At 70.4% G+C, this 19,261-nt stretch carries 20 protein-coding genes; 11 read left to right on the top strand and 9 right to left on the bottom strand.

The features are described 5' to 3' along the window. Positions 1–431 precede the first annotated feature (431 nt). The gene (locus tag ACIRSS_RS33315) at positions 432–1,079 is read right to left on the bottom strand and encodes a TetR/AcrR family transcriptional regulator (protein ID WP_400901769.1); all 648 of its coding nucleotides are present in this window, start codon (positions 1,077–1,079) and stop codon (positions 432–434) included. Between the two features lie 129 nt (positions 1,080–1,208). Here ACIRSS_RS33315 and ACIRSS_RS33310 point away from each other — a divergent pair, with 129 nt between their 5' ends. After that, positions 1,209–2,528 (top strand): GH1 family beta-glucosidase, encoded by a 1,320-nt coding sequence (locus ACIRSS_RS33310; protein ID WP_400901975.1) that lies wholly within the window; start codon positions 1,209–1,211, stop codon positions 2,526–2,528. Next, the gene (locus ACIRSS_RS33305; RefSeq protein WP_400901767.1) at positions 2,518–3,786 is read left to right on the top strand and encodes an MFS transporter; all 1,269 of its coding nucleotides are present in this window, start codon (positions 2,518–2,520) and stop codon (positions 3,784–3,786) included. Before ACIRSS_RS33310 ends, ACIRSS_RS33305 begins: the two co-directional genes overlap by 11 nt. A 430-nt stretch (positions 3,787–4,216) precedes the next feature. Here the strand turns inward: ACIRSS_RS33305 and ACIRSS_RS33300 are convergent, their stop codons facing one another. Continuing rightward, positions 4,217–4,639, bottom strand: a complete 423-nt coding sequence (locus tag ACIRSS_RS33300; RefSeq protein ID WP_400901765.1) for a hypothetical protein — start codon at positions 4,637–4,639, stop codon at positions 4,217–4,219. A 12-nt stretch (positions 4,640–4,651) separates the two neighbouring features. Further along, positions 4,652–4,987: a hypothetical protein gene (locus tag ACIRSS_RS33295; protein WP_086675046.1), complete on the bottom strand. Its 336-nt coding sequence runs from the start codon at positions 4,985–4,987 to the stop codon at positions 4,652–4,654. Between the two features lie 334 nt (positions 4,988–5,321). Between ACIRSS_RS33295 and ACIRSS_RS33290 the strand changes: the two genes are divergently transcribed. Next, positions 5,322–6,707 (top strand): tetratricopeptide repeat protein, encoded by a 1,386-nt coding sequence (locus ACIRSS_RS33290; protein WP_400901763.1) that lies wholly within the window; start codon positions 5,322–5,324, stop codon positions 6,705–6,707. A gap of 22 nt (positions 6,708–6,729) precedes the next feature. Further along, a complete protein-coding gene (locus tag ACIRSS_RS33285) occupies positions 6,730–7,617 on the top strand; it encodes a phosphotransferase (RefSeq protein ID WP_400901761.1) in 888 nt (295 codons plus the stop codon). A gap of 212 nt (positions 7,618–7,829) precedes the next feature. On the opposite strand, the gene ACIRSS_RS33280 is transcribed toward ACIRSS_RS33285, so the two are convergent. The 4 genes from ACIRSS_RS33280 to ACIRSS_RS33265 all read right to left on the bottom strand — a co-directional run bounded on the left by ACIRSS_RS33280 (position 7,830) and on the right by ACIRSS_RS33265 (position 10,734). Beyond that, positions 7,830–8,858 (bottom strand): copper resistance D family protein, encoded by a 1,029-nt coding sequence (locus ACIRSS_RS33280; protein ID WP_400901759.1) that lies wholly within the window; start codon positions 8,856–8,858, stop codon positions 7,830–7,832. Beyond that, positions 8,858–9,406, bottom strand: a complete 549-nt coding sequence (locus tag ACIRSS_RS33275; protein ID WP_400901757.1) for a copper resistance protein CopC — start codon at positions 9,404–9,406, stop codon at positions 8,858–8,860. Before ACIRSS_RS33275 ends, ACIRSS_RS33280 begins: the two co-directional genes overlap by 1 nt. Continuing rightward, a complete protein-coding gene (locus ACIRSS_RS33270) occupies positions 9,407–10,168 on the bottom strand; it encodes a YcnI family protein (RefSeq protein ID WP_400901755.1) in 762 nt (253 codons plus the stop codon). A 71-nt stretch (positions 10,169–10,239) separates the two neighbouring features. Next, positions 10,240–10,734, bottom strand: a complete 495-nt coding sequence (locus ACIRSS_RS33265; RefSeq protein ID WP_400901973.1) for a hypothetical protein — start codon at positions 10,732–10,734, stop codon at positions 10,240–10,242. A 305-nt stretch (positions 10,735–11,039) separates the two neighbouring features. Between ACIRSS_RS33265 and ACIRSS_RS33260 the strand changes: the two genes are divergently transcribed. The 4 genes from ACIRSS_RS33260 to ACIRSS_RS33245 are packed head-to-tail and all read left to right on the top strand — an operon-like array spanning position 11,040 to position 14,587. Next, positions 11,040–11,687 carry an ABC transporter permease gene (locus ACIRSS_RS33260; protein ID WP_400901753.1) on the top strand — a complete coding sequence of 216 codons (648 nt, stop codon included), beginning with the start codon at positions 11,040–11,042 and terminating at the stop codon, positions 11,685–11,687. Continuing rightward, on the top strand, positions 11,680–12,846 hold the full coding sequence (locus ACIRSS_RS33255; RefSeq protein ID WP_400901752.1) for an ATP-binding cassette domain-containing protein: 1,167 nt from the start codon (positions 11,680–11,682) through the stop codon (positions 12,844–12,846). Before ACIRSS_RS33260 ends, ACIRSS_RS33255 begins: the two co-directional genes overlap by 8 nt. Further along, the gene (locus ACIRSS_RS33250) at positions 12,843–13,622 is read left to right on the top strand and encodes an ABC transporter permease (protein WP_400901751.1); all 780 of its coding nucleotides are present in this window, start codon (positions 12,843–12,845) and stop codon (positions 13,620–13,622) included. The genes ACIRSS_RS33255 and ACIRSS_RS33250 overlap by 4 nt, the downstream gene beginning before the upstream one ends. Next, positions 13,619–14,587 carry a glycine betaine ABC transporter substrate-binding protein gene (locus tag ACIRSS_RS33245; RefSeq protein WP_400901749.1) on the top strand — a complete coding sequence of 323 codons (969 nt, stop codon included), beginning with the start codon at positions 13,619–13,621 and terminating at the stop codon, positions 14,585–14,587. Before ACIRSS_RS33250 ends, ACIRSS_RS33245 begins: the two co-directional genes overlap by 4 nt. A gap of 71 nt (positions 14,588–14,658) precedes the next feature. Here ACIRSS_RS33245 and ACIRSS_RS33240 read toward each other — a convergent pair whose 3' ends face one another. After that, positions 14,659–15,120 carry a DUF6474 family protein gene (locus ACIRSS_RS33240; RefSeq protein WP_400901747.1) on the bottom strand — a complete coding sequence of 154 codons (462 nt, stop codon included), beginning with the start codon at positions 15,118–15,120 and terminating at the stop codon, positions 14,659–14,661. Between the two features lie 90 nt (positions 15,121–15,210). Between ACIRSS_RS33240 and ACIRSS_RS33235 the strand changes: the two genes are divergently transcribed. The 3 genes from ACIRSS_RS33235 (at position 15,211) to ACIRSS_RS33225 (ending at position 18,349) form a co-directional block, all read left to right on the top strand. Next, positions 15,211–16,851, top strand: a complete 1,641-nt coding sequence (locus ACIRSS_RS33235; protein ID WP_400901745.1) for a TM0106 family RecB-like putative nuclease — start codon at positions 15,211–15,213, stop codon at positions 16,849–16,851. A gap of 82 nt (positions 16,852–16,933) precedes the next feature. Continuing rightward, positions 16,934–17,563, top strand: a complete 630-nt coding sequence (locus tag ACIRSS_RS33230; protein ID WP_400901743.1) for a helix-turn-helix transcriptional regulator — start codon at positions 16,934–16,936, stop codon at positions 17,561–17,563. 132 nt (positions 17,564–17,695) lie between these two features. Continuing rightward, on the top strand, positions 17,696–18,349 hold the full coding sequence (locus tag ACIRSS_RS33225) for a class I SAM-dependent methyltransferase (RefSeq protein WP_400901741.1): 654 nt from the start codon (positions 17,696–17,698) through the stop codon (positions 18,347–18,349). 45 nt (positions 18,350–18,394) lie between these two features. On the opposite strand, the gene ACIRSS_RS33220 is transcribed toward ACIRSS_RS33225, so the two are convergent. Next, positions 18,395–19,153 (bottom strand): SDR family NAD(P)-dependent oxidoreductase, encoded by a 759-nt coding sequence (locus ACIRSS_RS33220; protein WP_400901739.1) that lies wholly within the window; start codon positions 19,151–19,153, stop codon positions 18,395–18,397. Between the last annotated feature and the right edge of the window lie 108 nt (positions 19,154–19,261).

Below are 19,261 nucleotides of genomic sequence, written 5' to 3'. Positions count from 1 at the left end.
ACTCGGGCGTCGAACTCCACCTTGCGCTCAGCGAGATGCCGCCGATCTCATCACCGTCGTCGACGTACGTGCGCGGCACCGGGTGGAACGAGCAGCCTTCGTAGATGCCGCTCAGCCGGATCCCGGCCGAGGCCGGGCGATCCCCCCCAACGGCGCCACCTTGCGCTCGTCCAGGCTCGAGGTCTGCAGCGGCCCCGTCCTCGGGCTCGTCCAGGTTCGCCTTAAGCCATGGTCGGCGTCTCGCCGGTCCGGCAGCCGATCGCCGCCTCCGAGACCAATGCCCATCCGACCCCCGCCGGCCGGGCCCACACGCAGCCCACCCTCCCCGGGGGAACCCCCACAGCCAGTCTATCGGCGCCCACCGACAGACCGGCCCAAAACACCCGAGTTGTCCACAGCTGTGCATACCTGTGGACAACTTCTGTGGACAGCTACGAACGCTCCCCGAATCGCGCCGCCAAATACCCCTTCACCACGTACTTCGCCTCGGCGACGATCTTCTCGTCCCCCCGAGGCTCCTTCCGGAACGCCAGCTTCAGCAGCGCGTCGGCCACTTCGTTGGCGATGCCGATCGCGAACCTCAGGTCCTCCACCGGCCGGTCCACCTGGGTGGCGACCAGGTCCGTCAGCGAATCCACGATCACCGCGTTGTTGTCGCGCGTCTCGTCCAGCAGCTGGCGGTCGATGATGTCGCCGAAGTGGACCTTCGAAAAGCCCGGAACCGTTCGGTGCATCTCCAGGTAGATGTCGAGGATCGAGTCCACGACGTCCCACCAGTGCTCCGGCCCCAGCTGCTTCAGGCGCTCGTTCACCGCGCCTACGAACCGCTCCAAATTCCGGGCCGTAAGCGCTTGCACGACCGCTCGCTTGTCCGGGAAGAACTGGTACAGCGAACCGACCGCCACGCCCGCTCGTTTGGCGATCAGGGTTGTCGTCAGTGCGTCGTAACCGAGTTCGTCGATCAGCGCCGCGCTCGCGTCGAGCATCTGCTCGACTCGCTTCGCGCTGCGCTGCTGGACCGGCTGACGGCGCAAGGGGGTGGCTTCTGCCGGCACCTTCGCGGCCTGGATGTCGGACACGGCACTCCTCCTCGTCTGATCTGGGACTTTATCGTGCCGACGGGCTTCCCCACGGACGAGTGAAGACCTAGTATATGAGAACTTTTCATGTTCACCCGTACGGGTGGCCTGACGAAGGGGTCAGCACCGGTGCAGAACCCGATCTTCCCGCCCGATTTCCTCTGGGGTGTCTCCACTTCGGCGTTCCAGATCGAAGGCGCCACCAGCGAAGGCGGGCGCGGACCGTCCATCTGGGACACATTCTCCGCGACCGAGGGCAAGATCGCCCGCGGGGAAAAAGCGAACGTAGCCGCCGATCACTACCACCGCTACCCCGAAGACATCGCGCTGATGGCGGAACTCGGCGTCGGCGCCTACCGGATGTCCATCGCCTGGCCGCGGATCCAGCCCACCGGCACCGGTGCGCCCAACCCCGACGGCCTCGGCTTCTACGACAAGCTCATCGACGCCGTCTGCGAGGCCGGCATCGCTCCCGTCGTCACGCTCTACCACTGGGACACCCCCCAGACGGTCGAAGACGACGGCGGCTGGCTCTCCCGCACGACCGCTGAGCGCTTCGCCGAGTACGCCCACATCCTCGGAGAACGCTTCGCCGACCGGGTGAAACTGTGGATTCCGCTCAACGAGCCCATGGTCATGTCCATCTTCGGCTACGGCATCGGCGAGTACGCACCCGGTCAGACGCTCCTGCTCGACGCCATCCCGACCGCGCACCACCAGAACCTCGCGCACGGTCTCGCCGTCCAAGCCCTTCGCGCGGCCGGCGCGACGAGCGTCGGCACCGCCAACAACCACTCGCCGATCTGGCCGGCCGACGAAGGTGACCACGACGCCGCCGAATGGCTCGACGCCCTGCTCAACCGCCTCTTCGCCGACCCCGTGCTGCTCGGCAGCTACCCCGAGCAGCTCCACGCGCACCTCCCCGCCGGGTTCGCCGACGACCTGCCGACCATCGCGCAGCCGCTCGACTTCTACGGCGTCAACTACTACGAGCCCCAAGGCGTCGCGAAGCCCGGGCCGGGCAACCCGCTGCCCTTCGAGCTCCGCCCGATCGAGGGCTACCCGATGACGACGAACGACTCGCCGATCGTCCCGCACGCCCTGCGCGAGCTGCTGCTCGACTTCCACCGGCGCTACCGCGACAAGCTGCCGCCCATCCAGATCACCGAAAACGGCTGCAGCTTCGCCGACGTCGTCGCCGAGGACGGCGGCGTGCACGACCCCGAGCGGATCGACTTCCTGCACAGCCACCTCGTCGCCGTGCGCGAGGCGATGGACGCCGGCGTCGATGTCCGGGGTTACTTCTGCTGGTCCCTGATGGACAATTTCGAGTGGTCCAAGGGCTACGCGCCGCGCTTCGGCCTGGTGCACGTCGATTACGAAACCCTCCGGCGCACGCCGAAGGACTCGTTCCACTGGTACCGGAAGCTGGTGCGCGATGAGCAGTGAGACGACCGAGGCGACCGGTGTGCCGGAAGCCCTCGCCGAGCCCGTGGTGCGGGTGCGGCCCGGCTGGATGAGCCTGCTGTTCTTCGCGAACATCGCGCTCTGGCTGGGCATCTACGCGCCGATCCAGGTGCTGCTGCCCCAGCAGGCCGAACTGCTCGACCAGGCGAACAAGGAGTTCGTCCTGGGCTTGGTGATGGGTGTCGGCGCGGTCGTCGCGCTGGTCGTCAACCCGGCCGTCGGGCTGCTGTCCGACCGGACGTGCTCGCGCTTCGGCCGCCGCCACCCGTGGACGGTGATCGGCGCCGCCGTCGCGACCGTCGGGCTGCTGGTGCTGGCGTTCGCGCCGAACGTCGCGATCCTGATCGTCGGCTGGTGCCTGGTGCAGGCGGGGCTCAACGGCATGCTCGCCACGCTGATGTCCGCCATCGCCGACCGCGTCCCGGTCGGGCAGCGCGCGCAGGTCGGCGGGCTCGTCGGGATCGCGCAGATGCTCGGCACGGTGCTCGGCGCGGTCGTGGTCGTCGTGATGCTCGGCATCGCCGGGATTCCACTGGCCTACGCGGTTTGCGCGGTCATCGTCGTCGCCGGCGCGGCGTTCTTCGTCCTCCGGACGCCGGACGCGCGCCTGCCGGTCGAGTTCCGGCCGTCGTCCCAGGTGGGCGAGGTCCTGCGCAACCTCTGGGTCTCGCCGCGGCGGCACCCGGACTTCGCGTGGGCCTGGTCGTGCCACTTCATGATCAACCTCGGCAACGCGTTCGGGACGCTCTACCTGCTCTTCTTCCTCAAGGACGCCGTGCACTACGACGACCCGGACACCGGCCTGCTCATCATGATGGGGCTCTACGGCGTCGCGCTCGTCATCGGCGCCGTGCTCGCCGGGCACTTCTCGGACAAGTCCGGACGGCGTAAGCCGTACGTCCTTGCGGCCTCCGGTGTCATGGCATTGGCCGCTTTGCTGCTGGTCGTCTGGCAGAGCTGGCCGGTCGCGCTCGCCGCGTCACCGCTGCTGGGCGTCGGCTTCGGTGCGTACATGGCGGTCGCGCTCGCGATGCTGACGCAGGTGCTCCCGACCGCGCAGGACCGCGCGAAGGACCTGGGCGTCATCAACATCGCGAACTCGCTGCCGCAGGTGGTCGCTCCGCTGCTGACGCCGCTGGTGCTGGCCTACCTGGGTGGGTATCCCGGCCTCTTCGCGGCTTCGGCCGTCGCGACGCTGCTGGCCGCGGTGCTCGTGCTGCGGGTGAAGGCGGTCCGTTAGAACTCGAAGTGGAACCGCGGGCCGGTGCCGGTCGGGGGAGGGGAGTGCAACGGCACCGGCCCGCGGAATTCGAGGGCCGCACAGCTTCGGATCAGCAGAGCGGCGGATCGTGTCGAGGCGAACCAGTGGTCCAGGCCTCTCGATGATCAATCTAGCGGGGGATTACCGCGTGGGCTAGGCCTAACGCGTATTTTTTTCGATTAATCGCGGTGGGGACCGGGTGGTGCGGCCGAGGACTGGTTCGCGCTGCTCGGGGGTGCGGGCGAAACAGTCCCCGGCCCGGGCGAGAGCCGGCGCGGGTCCGATGGGGCGATCGGCCGGCCGCGCTCGCCGGATCAGGGGCGGATCGGGTTGGCTTGTCGGGCGGGAAAGCGGGGTGCCGGACCGGCCTCGGGTCGTCATCGCGGGAGGTGGCGACGACCCGGGTGGATCAGGCGGTGACCGCTCGGCGCGGGTTCACCAGCGCGTGGCGTCCGGTGGTCTCGGCCGCACTCGGCGCCGGGACACCGCGGTCCTGCGTCGGCACCGGGCTCTTGCGGCGCCCGTGGAGCCGGCTCGCCGGAGCCTGCTGCTGCGGAGCCAGACCGCCCGCGACCAGGTGTTCGTGCGCGACCTGCCAGACCGAGCACGGCGCCTTGCAGCGGTGCCACCGGGTCGAGCAGGTGGGGCAGTCGCCGCGCTCGTCGGGCTCGTGCATCTTCAGCATCGCGCGCCACGCCTCCGTCAAGCGGGGCAGTTCGGAACGCGCGACCGAGACGAGCGACTGGGCGTCGGCGCGGTTCGCCAGGTCGGTCAGCATGTCGAGGCGCTCCCAGACCGCGTTGCGGAGGACCTGCCCGAGTACCTGATCCATGTCAGCTCACCGTTACCTTTCCGCCATCTTGGCGGCTTCGTTGAGCGCGGCGCGCAGCTGTCCGAGCTGGCCGGACGTCAACCGCGCGGTCTCACCGGGGGGCGAGACCAGTACCACCTGGTTGTCCTCGACGAACACCGTCACCGCGCGCTCGCGGCTGATGAGGTCGCCGCACTGCACGCGCCACACCAGCTGACCGCCTTCGTAGTGGCGGACGCTCGCGGTGCGGGGGTCCACCGCCGCGGCGGGGGTGACCGGTCGGACAGCGGAGATCGGAGAGACCGCCGGCCGCACGGCGCGGGTCGCCGTACCGGCATGTCCCCCTGCGAACGAGTCCACGAACTCCACGCCCTTCTCCGCTCTGTCGTCCGTCTTCGGATCCGTCGGGCTCCGAAGATGCCTTCTGCAACATCTCTTTGTCACAACACTGCGGTTTTCGTAGCTCTCCGTGATCGCTGCCGGTGTCCGGGCGGTGACGGAGATCTGACAACTACAGTGAGGTGAAACCGGGTGCGATAGAAGGTCGAAATGGCGTCATAGCGGTGACCGGACCGGGTTCCACGGTAAGCGGTCAACGGACTTCGCCCGGACCGATCAGGGCACCAGTTCGGCTGTTCACACGGTTCCGCAGGTTTGCCTACGCTGTTTCACAGACGCCCGACCGGACAGTGGAGGGGGCGCGATGGACGCCAGTAACGGTGGCAGTGCCGACGCCCGGCAGAGCCACGCAGTTCCCGCTGACGCGTGGGAGCAGCCGGAGATGAGAGCGGCTCTCGCGTCCCGCGAGATCAGCGCCGTCTACCGCCTCTTGCGCAAGCACGGTGTCTCGCAGCGCCAGATCGCCGCGATGACCGGCCAGTCCCAGTCCGAGGTGTCGGAGATCCTCAAGGGTCGCCAGGTCATGGCCTACGACGTCCTCACGCGGATCGCCGACGGCCTGGGTGTCCCACGTGGATACATGGGCCTCGCCTACGACGAGGCCACGGCGATACGCGTCGTCGGCTCCGCCGACGGCCAGCAGGCTGAGGAGGACGAGTCCGTGAAGCGACGGAGGTTCCTCGCGCACGCCGCCCAGGTCACGATGGGTGCGGCGGTGTTCGGTCCGGAATCGGGCACGTGGTCGGCGGGACCGGCGCGGACGCCGGCGCCCGGGCGCATCGGCATGACCGACGTGCGCCAGGTGGAGGCCGCGACGCGCGCGCTCCGCGCCCTGGACTACCAGTACGGCGGCGGGTTCTGCCGCGACGCCGTCGTGGCGCAGCTGTCCTGGGGACAGCAGATGCTCGAGGCGCACGGCACCGACATCGTCAAGAACCGCCTGTACGTGGCGCTCGCCGACCTGCACTCGCTGGCCGGCTGGACGTCCTTCGACACCGGCCTGATGGACTCCGCCCGCGGCCACTTCGCGAACGCGCTGGACCTGGCCAAGCAGGGCGAGAACCACCCGCTCGTCGCCAACGTCCTCTACCGGATGGGCCGCGTCTACCTGCACCAGGACGCCCCGAACGACGCGCTGAAGCTGTTCCAGCTGGGCCAGATCGCGGCTCAGGAAAGCGGTTCCGAACTGGCGGTCTCCGTGCTCTGCGCGAACGAGGCCTGGGCCTACGCGATGATGGGCAACGAAGAGCAGGCGGTGAAGCTGCTCGGCCGGAGCAAGGACGAGTTCGAGCGCGCCAACCTGGCCGAGGCCGAGTCCTGGGTGAAGTTCTTCACCGAGACCGACGTCTACGCCATGGTGGGCACCGTCCACACGGTCCTCGCGCAGCAGAACGCCGAGCACACGAAGTACGCCATCCCGGCGCTGACCAGGGCCGTCGAGTCCTACGACGACGAGATGGCCCGCTCCAAGACCTTCATGCTCAGCGCGCTGGCCACCAACCACCTGCTCGACGGCGACCTCGACCACGGCGCGAAGGTCGGCGGCAAGGCCATCGACTGCGCCGAGGGCATCAAGTCCGAGCGGGTCAAGGACCGCATGCGGCCCCTGCAGGACGAGGCCGAGCGCCGCCGCAACAACGCCGACGCGCGTGACCTCGCCGACCGCCTCAACGCTTTCTACGCCGCCTGACGCCGAAGGGGCCGAGACCGTCTTGGACGGCCGGTTCACCTCCGGCAAGCTGCGTGGCGTGCTCGCCGCGACCTGCGCGCAGCTGGGTCTCGACCCGGCCGGCGCGCGGCTCCTGCGGTTCACCAACAACGCCGTGTACGCGCTGGTCACGGCGCCGTTCGTGATCCGGATCGTCGGCTCGACCCAGCTGCGGCACCGCGTCGGCACGGTCGTCCGGGTGGCCCGGCACTTCGAACGCCACGGCGTCCCCGCGATCCGGCTGCTCGACACCGTCGAGCAGCCGATGGCGGTCGACGGGCACCTCGTGACCGTGTGGCACCAGGTGCCGAGCATCGGGCGCCCCGCGACGTCGGCCGACCTGGCCCGGCTGCTGCGCCAGGTGCACGCGCTGCCGGCCCCCGACGGCCTCGCCGAGTGGGCGCCGTTCGCCGCGGTGCGGGCCCGGGTGTCCGACGCCGAGGAGCTCGGCGCCGCCGATCGCGCGTTCCTGCTCGACCGCTGCGCCGAGCTCGAAGCCGCGCTGGCCGAGCTGGAGTTTCCGCTGCCCAGGGGCTTGGTCCACGGCGACGCGTACCCCGGCAATGTCATCCCTGGCCCCGACGGGCCGGTGCTCTGCGACTTCGATTCGTCGTGCGTAGGGCCGCCGGAGTGGGACCTGACGCCGCTGGCGGTCGGCCGCGAGCGGTTCGGTGACCCGCCGGTGCACTACCGGACGTTCGCCGCGGCCTACGGCTTCGACGTGACGTCGTGGTCCGGGTTCGCCGTGCTCCGGGGGATCCGCGAGCTGAAGCTGACGACGAGCGTGCTGCCGATCCTGCGCAGCCGTCCCCAGGTGCGGCCCGAGCTGTTCCGCCGTCTGGACGACCTCCGCAGCGGCCGGACGGACGCACGCTGGACGCGTTACCGCTGAGCCGCGTCTGTCACTTCATGTGACCGGGGCCACAGATTGCACGTGCATTCGCCGACTGCAGATGACCGTTCGTCGCTTGCGAAATGCGGTCAGCTCTGGGTAGAAAGTTCGGCCCGACCGGTCGCCTCCAATGGTCTACCCGTCATCCCAATGCGCAAGTTGCAGCTACTCGGCGTGACCTGACACCGGGTTCTACCAGCGGGGAAGGGCTTTCAGGACGCGACGACCGGCGCCCGCGTCAGCACCACCGCGAAACCGAAGGCCAAACCCATCACGGTCAGCTCGAGCGTCGCCCACGCGGCGAGCGCCGTCCGGTTGTGCCGGACGATCTGCGGCATCAGCCGGAAGCGGGTGTACGCGCCGAGCAGCGCGATGACGCCGGTGCAGAGGAACTTCAGGACGAACAGCTGCCCGTACGGCGTCGTGAAGATCGCCGCCCAGAAGCCGATGGTCGGGTTGAGCGAGATCTCGACGAGCCCGTTGAACAGCCCGGTCGCCGCGGAGAGGATCAGGCAGAGCGTCGCCAGCTTCGAGAACCGGGGTAGCGCGTGCGCCAGCAGCGTCCGGTTCGCGACGAGGAGCACGGTCATCGCGCCGAGGCCGCCCGTCCAGGCGACCGCGCTCATGACGTGCAGCTCCATCGAGATCATCGTGTAGTCGTGGTAGTTCCAGTTCGACGCGTGCCCGGTGACCGGCAGCGGCAGCAGCGCGAACAGGCCGAGCCCGACGCGGACCTCGGCGGGCACCTTCTCGCCGAAGCGCAGCGCCAGCGCGCCGATCCCGGCGTGCCCGAGCGCGAGCACGGCGACGATGACGAGCGCCTTGCCCGCGCCGACGTCGGCGATGTACTTGCCGATGTCCCCGGCGGTGAGCGTCGTCGAGCCGGGCTTGTACTCCGCGGTCTGCAGGATCAGCGCGACGACCGCGGCCGTCGCCCAGACCAGCGCGGCCGCGACGCCGGCCGGGCGGGCCAGCCGCAGGACCGGCTCGGTCAGCTTCGGCCGGTCGTAGCCGACGAGCACCGACAGCAGCGCGAGGCCGATGGTCGTGACCGCGGCGAGGTCGAGCAGGACCCGCACGACCGGGATGCCGGCCGAGACCACCGCGCTCGGCTCCACGACACCGGGGACCGGGGTGGTGGACATGAGCGCGACGCCGATCAGGGCGCCGAGCAAGCCCGCCGTCACGACGCAGAGCAGCGTCGAATAGCGGGGTTTGGCGGTGGTCTCGGCCTGGGTCATCAGTTCTTCTCTTCCACCGACCGGCCCGAGCGCAGGGCCACGGTCAGCCCGATCGCCAGCAGCACGACGGCGCCGGCGATCCAGACCCAGATCGGCACCCCGGTCGAGCCGGACTGCGGTGCCGCCTGCGACGAGCTGCCCGGCGACTTCGCCGCGTCGACGGTCGCCGGCGTGCCGGTCCCCGCCGCGGTCAGGGTGAAGGAGAGCTCACCGGTCACCGGGTGGCCGTCCGCGGACAGCACCCGGTAGGCGACGGTGTACTTGCCCGCCGGGCCGAGCGGCCGCAGCGGCGCGCTGATGACGTTGTTCACCACGGTGATCGGGCCCTCGGCCCACTGGCCGCCGCCGGGACCGGTCACCGCGATCTGGTTGACGTCCGCGCCCTGCACGTACTGGTCGAACGTCAGGCTGATCTTCTGCGGGCCGGCGGGGACGGACGAGCCGTTCGCCGGGTCCGAGGAGATCAGCACGTTGTGCGCCAGCGCCGGGGTGGCCGTGCCGAGCACGGCCACCACCGTCAACGCCAGCGCGACGAGCACACCGCGCATTTAGCTGTTGCCTCCCGACTTGGCCGTGGCCTTGCGGGCCCGGATGGTCGCGCCGGCCCCGACGCCGAGGCCGATGGCGCCGACGAGCAGGCCGGCCCCGCCGAGCCAGCGGGCCGTGCTGTCCGACGTCGCCGCCGCGGCTTCAGTGTGCTCCCCGGTGGTGGACGCGGTGTTCGCGCCCATCGCGGCGTGGTCGCCGTCGCCTTCGGCCTTGGCGGCCAGCTTGACGGTCGGCGCCGGGTGCTCCGGCTCCTCGCCACCGGCCGGGGTCGGCTGGTTCCAGTCGACGACCTTGCCGTCGCTGTAGGTCTGGTGCGCCGGGAACTCGACCTCGTCCACGTTGGTCGGCAGCGGGCCGAAGGAGACCGAGAACTCCTGGTAGTCGGTGGCCTTCAGTTCGTTGCCCGGCTGCGCGGTCCACGTCACCGCGGTGACGGCTTCGGTGATCTGCGTGCCGTTGTCCTTGGTGATCGGGGTGGGCAGCTTGGACTTGGTCACCTCGGCGGTCCAGCCGGGCAGCGGCTTGGTCCGCACGCTGCCGATGCCGTAGTCGGCCTTGAAGTCGACGGCGACCTTGGTGGTGGCGGTGTTCGGCTCCTCGCTCGGCACGCGGAAGACGATCGCGGCGTAACCGCCCTTCGTCGGCTGCGAGCCGTAGACGTTGGCGGTGACGTGCGCCGAGGCGACGCCGGCGCCGAGGAGACCGGCGACACCGACGGTGGCGGCGAGGAAACCGGCGCGCTTGAAGACGTGCTGGGACATGGGTTCACTCCTGATGAACTCAAGGAAAGGCAGCGGACTCGGGGGTCCGCTGTAAGGGGATGAAGCTGGGTTCAGGAGTGGACGGGCGGGCCGCGCCGCCCGCGGATCCGGCGCAGGTCGACGCCGACGAGGTGCCCCGGCGCCGCGGTGCGGGCGGGGACGAGCGCGGGGGCCGCGGCCGGCACCGGCAGCGGCGTGAGCAGCCGCGGCAGGATCGCGCGCAGCACGGCCAGGACCGTCAGCAGCGTCGCGTCCGCGCGGGCGAGCAGGAGCGCGGTGACGAGGGTGGCGGCCGAGTGCGCGGCCACCATGCCGAGCCCGGTGCTGCCGGGCATCGCGTACATGTCGTGGTGGCCGGCGAGCGTGGTGAGCAGCAGGTGCATCACGAGCTGGGCGGCGCCGAGGAGCGTGATCGTGGCGACCGCGCCGCGCGCCTTGCGGGCCAGCGCGGTCGCGGTCCAGCCGAACAGACCGCTGAGCAGCACGGTCATCGCCGGGTCGGGCAGGCCGCCGTCGGCGAGCCGGTGCGCGGTCACGGACAGCGCCGCGGCGGACACGGCGAGCAACGCGCCCCGGGTAGCACCGAGCACGGCGGGACGCCGTGCCGGAACGCTCATGAGGAGCAGCCTAAGGGACCTTCCTCCGCGTGAGCGTGTGATCCCGGGAAGTGAGCACACATGAAGTTCACGTTTCGCGTCACGCCGTGGTTCAGGTCATTTGTTGCCGATCACGGCGGTGCGGGCCAAGGTGGGCGGAACCGGCTGGCCGAAACGGGGGGTTTGGCCCGGCCCCGCGGTGGGTACTGAGCCGTCGGTCAGGAACTAGCCCGTTTGGGTGAAGGCCGGCACAACGGGCGGGAGAGCGAACACGGATGAACCTCTTCGACTACATCTCCGACCGGGCGAGCAAGCTCTGGCTGGAGGCCTACCTGCACACCAGCATGGTGGTGCAGTGCACGATCCTCGCCGCGGTCCTCGGCGTGCTGATCGGGGTCGCGGTCTACCGCAGCCCGGTCGGCTCGGCGGTGGCCACGGCGCTGGCGAGCACGATCTTGACGGTCCCGTCGTTCGCCCTCCTGGGCCTGCTGATCCCGATTTCGGGGCTCGGTCCGACGACGGCCGTGATCGCGCTGGTGCTGTACGGCCTGCTGCCGATCGTCCGGAACACGATCGTCGGGCTCGACGGCGTCGACCCGGCCATCACCGACGCCGCGCGCGGTATCGGGATGAGCCGCTTCGGCGTGCTGACCCGGGTCGAGCTGCGGCTGGCGTGGCCCGCGATCCTCACCGGCATGCGCGTGGCCACGCAGATGCTGATGGGCATCGCGGTGATCGCCGCCTACGCGAAGGGCCCCGGCTTCGGCGCCGAGGTTTTTTCCGGGCTCACGAACGCGGGGAGCACGAACTCCCTGAACCAAGCCGTCACCGGCACGGTCGGGGTCGTCATCCTCGCCCTGCTGCTCGACGGCGTCTACGTCCTGATCAAGCGCTTCACCATTTCTAGGGGTGTCCGTGGCTGAGAACGAGGAAGTCTCCGGCGTCGAGATCGAGCTGGAGCACGTGACCAAGCGGTACCCCGGCACCCGCGAAGCAGCGGTCGACGACTTCTCCATGGTCGTGCCCGCGGGCAAGATCGTCGTCTTCGTCGGCCCGTCCGGCTGCGGCAAGACCACGACCATGCGGATGATCAACCGGCTGGTCCAGCCGACGTCCGGCAAGATCACCATCGGCGGCGAGGACGCGCTCAAGCTCGACGTCGACACGCTGCGCCGCCGGACCGGCTACGCCATCCAGCAGGCCGGGCTGTTCCCGCACTTCACCGTGGCGCAGAACATCGCGGTCGTGCCCGGCCTGCTCGGCTGGGACAAGAAGAAGGTCAACGACCGGGTCGAGGAGATGATGGATCTGGTCGGGCTCGACCCGGCCGACTTCCGCGACCGCTTCCCGCGCCAGCTCTCCGGCGGGCAGCAGCAGCGCGTCGGCGTCGCGCGGGCGCTCGCCGCGGACCCGCCGGTGCTGCTGATGGACGAGCCGTTCGGCGCGGTCGACCCGATCACCCGCGGCAACCTGCAGGACGAGCTGCTGCGCCTGCAGGGCGAGCTGAAGAAGACGATCGTGTTCGTCACGCACGACTTCGACGAGGCCGTGAAGCTCGGCGACAAGATCGCGGTGCTCGGCAACCAGTCGTCGATCATGCAGTACGACACGCCCGAGGCGATCCTGGCCAACCCGGCCAACGACACGGTGGCCGGCTTCGTCGGCGCGGGCGCGTCGCTGAAGCAGCTGACGCTGCTGCGGGTCCGGGACGTCGAGCTGGCGCAGGACGCGCTGACCGCGACGGTCGACGACGACCCGGCCGAGATCCGCAAGAAGCTCGAAGACCAGCGCAAGCACTTCGCGTTGGTCCTGGACGCGCGCCGCCGCCCGACGCGCTGGGTGCACGTCCGCGACCTGACGCCCGGGGCGTCGCTGGCCACCGCGGGCAAGCCGCTGCGGGACATCGTCAGCCTGCAGTCGACGCTGCAGGACGCGCTCGAGGCGATGCTCGCCGAGGGCGGCTCGGTGCCGGTGACCGGCGCGCGCGGCGAGTACGCGGGCACCATCCAGCTGGACACCGTGATCGCGACCATCCAGCAGCTGCGCGAGGAGCACACGAACGGCGAAGAGGTGTCCGCATGACGGCTGCCGTCGATACCGGTTTCAGCACCGAGTCCGGCTCCAAACGCGCGGAACGCGTCCGGCTGTTCGCCCAGCCCATCGTGGTGCTGGTGATCGTCGCGGTGACGCTGATCTGGGTGTTCTCCAGCGGGCTGAACGCGACGGAGAAGGAGACGCTCAACGCGTCGTCGCTGCTGACCGCGCTGTGGGACCACGTGCTGATGACGCTCGTGGTGACGGCGATCGTCGTGCTGGTCGCGGTGCCGCTCGGCGTGATCGTGACGCGGCCGTGGGCGCGCTTCCTCGCGCCGGTCTTCCTGGCGATCGCCAACATCGGCCAGGCCGCGCCCGCGCTCGGCGTGCTGGTGCTGTGGTTCATCGTCACCGGCGCGGTCGGCGGGCTGTGGGTGGCGGCGCTGCCGCTGGCCTTCTACTCGCTGCTGCCGGTGCTGCGGAACACGATGGTCGGCATCCAGCAGGTCGACCCGGCCCTGATCGACGCGGGCCGCGGCATCGGGATGTCGGCGTCCGCGGTGCTGTGGCGGGTCGAGCTGCCGCTCGCCGTCCCGCTGATCCTGGCCGGCCTGCGCACGTCGCTCGTCCTGGCGGTCGGCACGGCGACGTTCGGCATGTTCGTCAACGCCGGCGGGTTCGGGCTGCTGATCGACACCGGCTACAAGCTGAACCTGACCTCGGTGCTGGTGACCGGCTCGGTGCTGGCCGTCGCGCTGGCGCTGCTGGTGGACTGGCTGGGCGCGGTCGCCGAACAGTACTTCGGACCGAAGGGGCTGCGATGAAACTCCGGCGACTGACTGCCGCCCTCGGGGTGGCGGTGCTGGGCACGACGCTGTCGGCGTGCGGCCTGACGGTCAACCAGGCGGTGCCCTACGACATCCAGCCGGGCACGATCCAGCCGATCCCGTCGCTGCAGGGCCTGAAGATCACGGTGGGGTCGAAGGACTTCACCGAGAACATCATCCTGGCCTACATGTCCGAGATGGCGCTGTCCGCGGCGGGCGCGGACGTCGTCGACCTGTCGGACATCAAGGGGTCCAACTCGTCGCGGCAGGCGCTGCTGTCCGGCCAGACCGACGTCACGTGGGAGTACACGGGTACGGGCTGGATCAACTACCAGGGCAACGAGCTCCCGGTACCCGGCGGCGAGAAGGCCCAGTACGAGGCGACGGCCAAGGCGGACGAGGAGAAGTTCGGCGTCACGTGGCTGAACTACTCGCCGCTGAACGACCAGTACGCGTTCGCCGTGACCGAGGAGTACGGCGCGAAGAACAACCTGAAGACGACGTCGGACCTGGCGGCGTTCCTCAAGCAGAAGCCGGACCAGAACGTGTTCTGCCTGGAGACGGAGTTCACCAGCCGGCAGGACGGCTTCCCGGCCGCGGTCAAGGCCTACGGCTTCCAGAACCCGAAGATCGAGAACTTCGGCATCGGCACGATCTACTCGGCGGTGGCCGGCGGCACCTGCCCGGTCGGCGAGGTGTTCACCACCGACGGCCGGATCTCCGGGCTGAACCTGCGGGTGCTCGAGGACGACAAGAAGGCGTTCCCGCAGTACAACGCGGTCCCGACGCTGCGTACGGAGTGGCTGAAGCAGCACCCGGACGTCCGCGGGCCGCTGGAGAAGATCGCCGCGGCCCTCGACAACCAGCAGATGGTCGAGCTGTGCAAGCAGGTCGACGTCGACGGCCAGGACGCGGGCAAGGTCGCCCACGACTGGATGGTCAAGAAGGGCTTCGTGAAGTAGCCCGCGGGGGCGCCCCCCGTTCTCTACGCTACCGGCCGGCACCGACAGTTTCGCGGTGCCGGCCGGTGCCGTCAGATCCCGAGCCGGTGCAGCAGCTGGCCTTCCAGCCGCTCCAGTTCGCCGGCCACCGCGCGGTGCACGGCCTTGCGCCGCGCCGCCGGCATCCGCTCCGCCGCGCGCACCGACGCCGACAGCTGCTCCAGCGTGCTCAGCGAGTCCGTCACGAACTCCTGGTCCGCCTTCGACGCCTTCTCCGACTTCTGCAGGTCGCGGCAGCCGTCGGCGAGCCCCGCGATCCGGGCGTGCAGGGCCGCGCCGCGGCCGGTGTACTCGCCCAGCCGGTCGACCGAGACCCCCAGCTTGCGCGCCTGGTAGCGGTCGTACGCGTCCCGCGCGGCGCCAGCCGCGCGCACCGCGAACGGCGCGACCACCGGGATCACGGCCGGCCCGAGCACCTTCGCCACCGCGATCGCGTTCTTCGCCTTCTTGGGGGTGAACCTGGCTTCACCCTCGACCTTGGCCTTGCGCGCCATGGCACCTCCTGCGACGTGTCGACGTCGAACTTACTGGTAGCCAGGGTGGCGGGCATGTCGGCTCGGCGGTGGGAATCTAGAGTGATCTCCATGCAGGGTGAGGTGGTACTCGACGCGGGCGCGGTCAGCCGCTGCCGTCGTCGCGTGCACCTCGAGCACGACCCGACGATGCGCGAGGTACCGCTTTCCCCGCCGGACCCCACCGCGCAGCAGCGGATCGCCGACGCCACCGCCCACCGCGAGGACATCGTCAGCAGGCTGATGGCGGCCAACCCCGGCCACTGGGTGAAGATCGACCGCGACCTGCCCGCCCACGAACGCGTCGAGCTGACCGAGCAGGCCTTCGCCGCCGAGGCGCAGTACATCTGGGGCGCGCTGTTCCCGGTCGACGCGGCCGGGCACCGGCGCGGCGGCGTCGACCTGCTCGTGCGCACCGGCCGCGGGTACGTCCCGGTGCTCGTCGTGCGCCACCGGATCTCCGACCGCGGTGCCGGGGCCGTCGTCACCGAGCTGACCGACCTCGACCCGGCGCACCGCAAGGCCGACGACGCCCGCAAGGTCCGCTCGCAGCCGCGCGACCAGCTCCGGCTCGTGCACACCCGCCGCATGCTGCAGACGCTCGGGCAGGCCGACGAGAGCCTCGCCCTCGGCGGCGTCATCGGCCTCGACGCCGACGTCGTCGTCTGGCACGACCTCACCGCGGGCACCTGGCCGGGCGGGCGCAGCGCGCTGACCGAGTACCAGGTCCGGTTCGCCGACCGGCTCGCCATCGCGACGGCGGCCGCGAACGGCGAGGAGCCGCTGGCCGAGCCGTCGCGCGTGCTGGAGTGCCGCCGCTGCCCGTGGTGGCCGACGTGCGAGGTGGTGCTCACCGAGACCCGCGACGTCAGCCTCGTCGTCCGCGGCGAGGACGCGGTGGAGCTGCGCCGCGCCGGTGTGTCCACTGTGGACAAGCTGGCCGCGCTCGATCCAACGGGCGAGCCGCCGGCGGTGAACTGGACGGGCGTGACGTTCCCGGACGCGGTCGTCCTCGCGCGCGCCTGGCTGGCCGACCTGACGCTGGTGCGCCGCGTCGACCGCGTCGAGGTCCCGCGCGCCGACGTCGAGGTCGACGTCGACATGGAGAGCTTCGGCGACGCCGGCGCGTACCTCTGGGGCTGCCTGCTCACGGGCGCCGACATCGGTGTCGCGCCGGGGTACCGCGCCTTCGCGACGTGGGACCCGCTGCCGACCGACGACGAGGCGCGGTCCTTCGCCGAGTTCTGGGCGTGGCTCACCGACGTCCGCGAGCGAACCGAAGCGGCCGGGCTGACCTTCCGCGCGTACTGCTACAACGCGCTCGCCGAGAACCGCTGGCTCTTCGGCTCGGTCGAGCGCTTCGGCGACCACCCGGGCATCCCCGCGAAGAAGGAAATCCAGTCCTTTGTGGACTCCGACGAGTGGGTCGACCTCTTCCGCAGCGTCACCGACCAGTTCCTGTGCTCCCAGGGCAAGGGCCTGAAGGTGATCGCCCCGGTGGCGGGCTTCTCGTGGCGCGACCCGGAGGCGGGCGGCGAGGCATCGATGCGCTGGTACCGCGACGCGGTCGGCATGGACGGCGAGACCCCGGACGCCACCCAGCGCGAGCGGCTGCTGCGCTACAACGAGGACGACGTCCTGGCGACCCGCGCGCTGCGTGAGTGGATCGACGCCCGGGCGCAGGCCGAAGTGCCGTACATGTTCGATCTCTGAGTAGTTCATCGACTAAGACACTTGCCTGCTGGCACGTCTTGCGTATACTCGTCTGCGAGTACTCGTGAACGAGGAGTTCGGGATGAAGCGGCGGAAGGTCGGCAACCTGCTGGGTCTGGCCGTGCTGTCCGCCGTGGTCGAGCGGCCCATGCACCCGTACGAGATGGCCGCGGTGCTCAAGCAGCGCGGCAAGGACGCGGATCTGCCGATCAAGTGGGGTTCGCTCTACACGGTCGTCGCGAACCTCGAGAAGCACGGGTTCCTGGAGGCGGTCGAAAGCGTGCGTGACGGCGGACGGCCCGAGCGGACCGTCTACCGGATCACGCCCGCCGGGCACGCGGAGATGGAGGACTGGGTCGGCGAGCTCGTCGGCACGCTCGACCGTGAGCCGCCGCGCTTCAAGGCCGGACTGTCGCTGATGGGCGTGCTGGGCCCGGACCAGACGGTGAGCCTGCTGCGGCAACGAGCCCAGGACCTCGAAGAACGCGCCGCGGAGCAGCGCGCGAGCCTCGAGCAGCTGCGCGCGGTGCTGCCGCGGGTCTTCCTCGTCGAGGTCGAATACGACCTCGCGATGACGGAGGCGGAGGCGCGCTGGGTGCGCGGCTTCCTCGAAGAACTGACCAGCGGCACCGTGCCGGGCGTCGATGCCTGGCGCCGCTGGTACGAGACTGGCGAATTCCCCGACGACCTGGGGGAGTTCGTGGAGAAATAGCACGGACCCCGGGAGGTGCTGGCACACCGCCCGGGGTCCTCGACCCCGAACCGAGCACGCCCGGCCCCGAGGTGGCACCACGAGGATAACCGGGCGGCTCTCCGGTTCGGTTCACCCGAAGAGGAGAGACCCATGGAGACCACCCGCAAGCACAAGGTTCCCGAGATGGAGGGCTTCCAGGCCCGCTGGTACGCCAAGAACCGCGGCACGGAGGCCCAGCTCGCGCAGTGCCGGCGTCAAGCGGCCGCGCTCACGGCGGGGTGGCCGGACGGCGCCGAGGTCCTGGAGGTGGCTCCCGGGCCGGGCTTCTTCGCCGTCGAGCTGGCGAAGCGCGGCTTCCGCGTCACCGGGCTGGACATCAGCCACACGATGGTCGAGATCGCCCGGGAAAACGGCGCGGGCCTGGAGATCGACTTCCGGCAGGGCGACATCACGCACGCGCCGTTCGACGCGGAGTCGTTCGACTTCCTCGTCTGCCAGGCCGCGTTCAAGAACTTCCGGCAGCCGGTCGCGGCGCTGGACGAGATGCACCGGGTGCTGCGCCCGGGCGGGTTCGCGGTGATCCACGACCTGAACCACGAGGCCACCGCCGCGGACATCGGGCGCGAGGTCGCGGGGATGAACGTCGGCGCGGTCGCCGGCTTCACCGTCCGGCAGACGCTGGGGTGGCTGCGGCGCCGGGCGTTCACCCGGGAGCAGTTCGAGGCGTTGGCCGCCGAAAGCGCTTTCGGCGGCTGCTCGGTGACGACCGACGGCATCGGCCTGGAGGTCCGCCTGACCCGCTGACCCGCCAGGGCGGCACTTCCCTGGGGGAAGTGCCGCCCTCCGGCGTCAGCGAGGGGCCATCCGGAGCGAGCCGTCCATGCGGACGACCTCGCCGTTCAGGTAGTCGTGGTCGATGAGCGACAGCGCGAGCTGCGCGTACTCGTCCGGCCGCGCGAGGCGCTTCGGGAACGGGATGCCGGCGGCGAGCGTCGCGCGGAACTCCTCGCTGACCGTGGCCAGCATCGGGGTGTCGACGATGCCCGGCGCGATGGTCAGCACGCGGATGCCGTGCGAGGCCAGGTCGCGGGCCGCCGGGAGCGTCATGCCGACGACGCCGCCCTTGGACGACGAGTAGGCGACCTGCCCGATCTGGCCGTCGAACGCGGCGATGGACGCGGTGTTGATGATGACGCCGCGAGCGTCGTCCGCGAGCGGCTCGGTCTTCGCGATCGCTTCGGACGCGACGGTCAGCACGTTGAACGTCCCGACCAGGTTGATCTGGATGACCTTCGCGTACAGCGCGAGGTCGTGGCGGCCCTTCTTGGACAGGATCCGCGCGGACGGCCCGATGCCGGCGCAGTTCACCACAGTCCGCAGCGGCACCCCGGAGCCGGCCGCGGTCGCCACGGCGGCCTCGACCTGCTCGACGTCGGTGACGTCGGCCTCGACGTAGGTGATGCCGTCGACCTGCTCGGCCTTCTCGATGGACGGCGCCAGGTCGAGCGCGAACACCCGCGCGCCCTTGGCCGCGAGGGCCTTCGCCGTCGCCCCGCCGAGGCCGGACGCGCCCCCGGTGACGAGCGCCGCGGTGTCGGTGATCTGCATCTGTGCGGTTCCCTTCGCTGCTCTGACTCCGGACCCAGGTTAACGCTCGTTCGCACCGGCGATTCGTGTCTTCGCTCACCGCTTTCGGGTACGACCGGTTCCGTTAGC

It is taken from the genome of Amycolatopsis sp. NPDC101161, from assembly GCF_044768185.1.
Classification (GTDB): Bacteria; Actinomycetota; Actinomycetes; order Mycobacteriales; family Pseudonocardiaceae; genus Amycolatopsis.
This window is presented reverse-complemented; position numbering and strand designations above follow the sequence as displayed.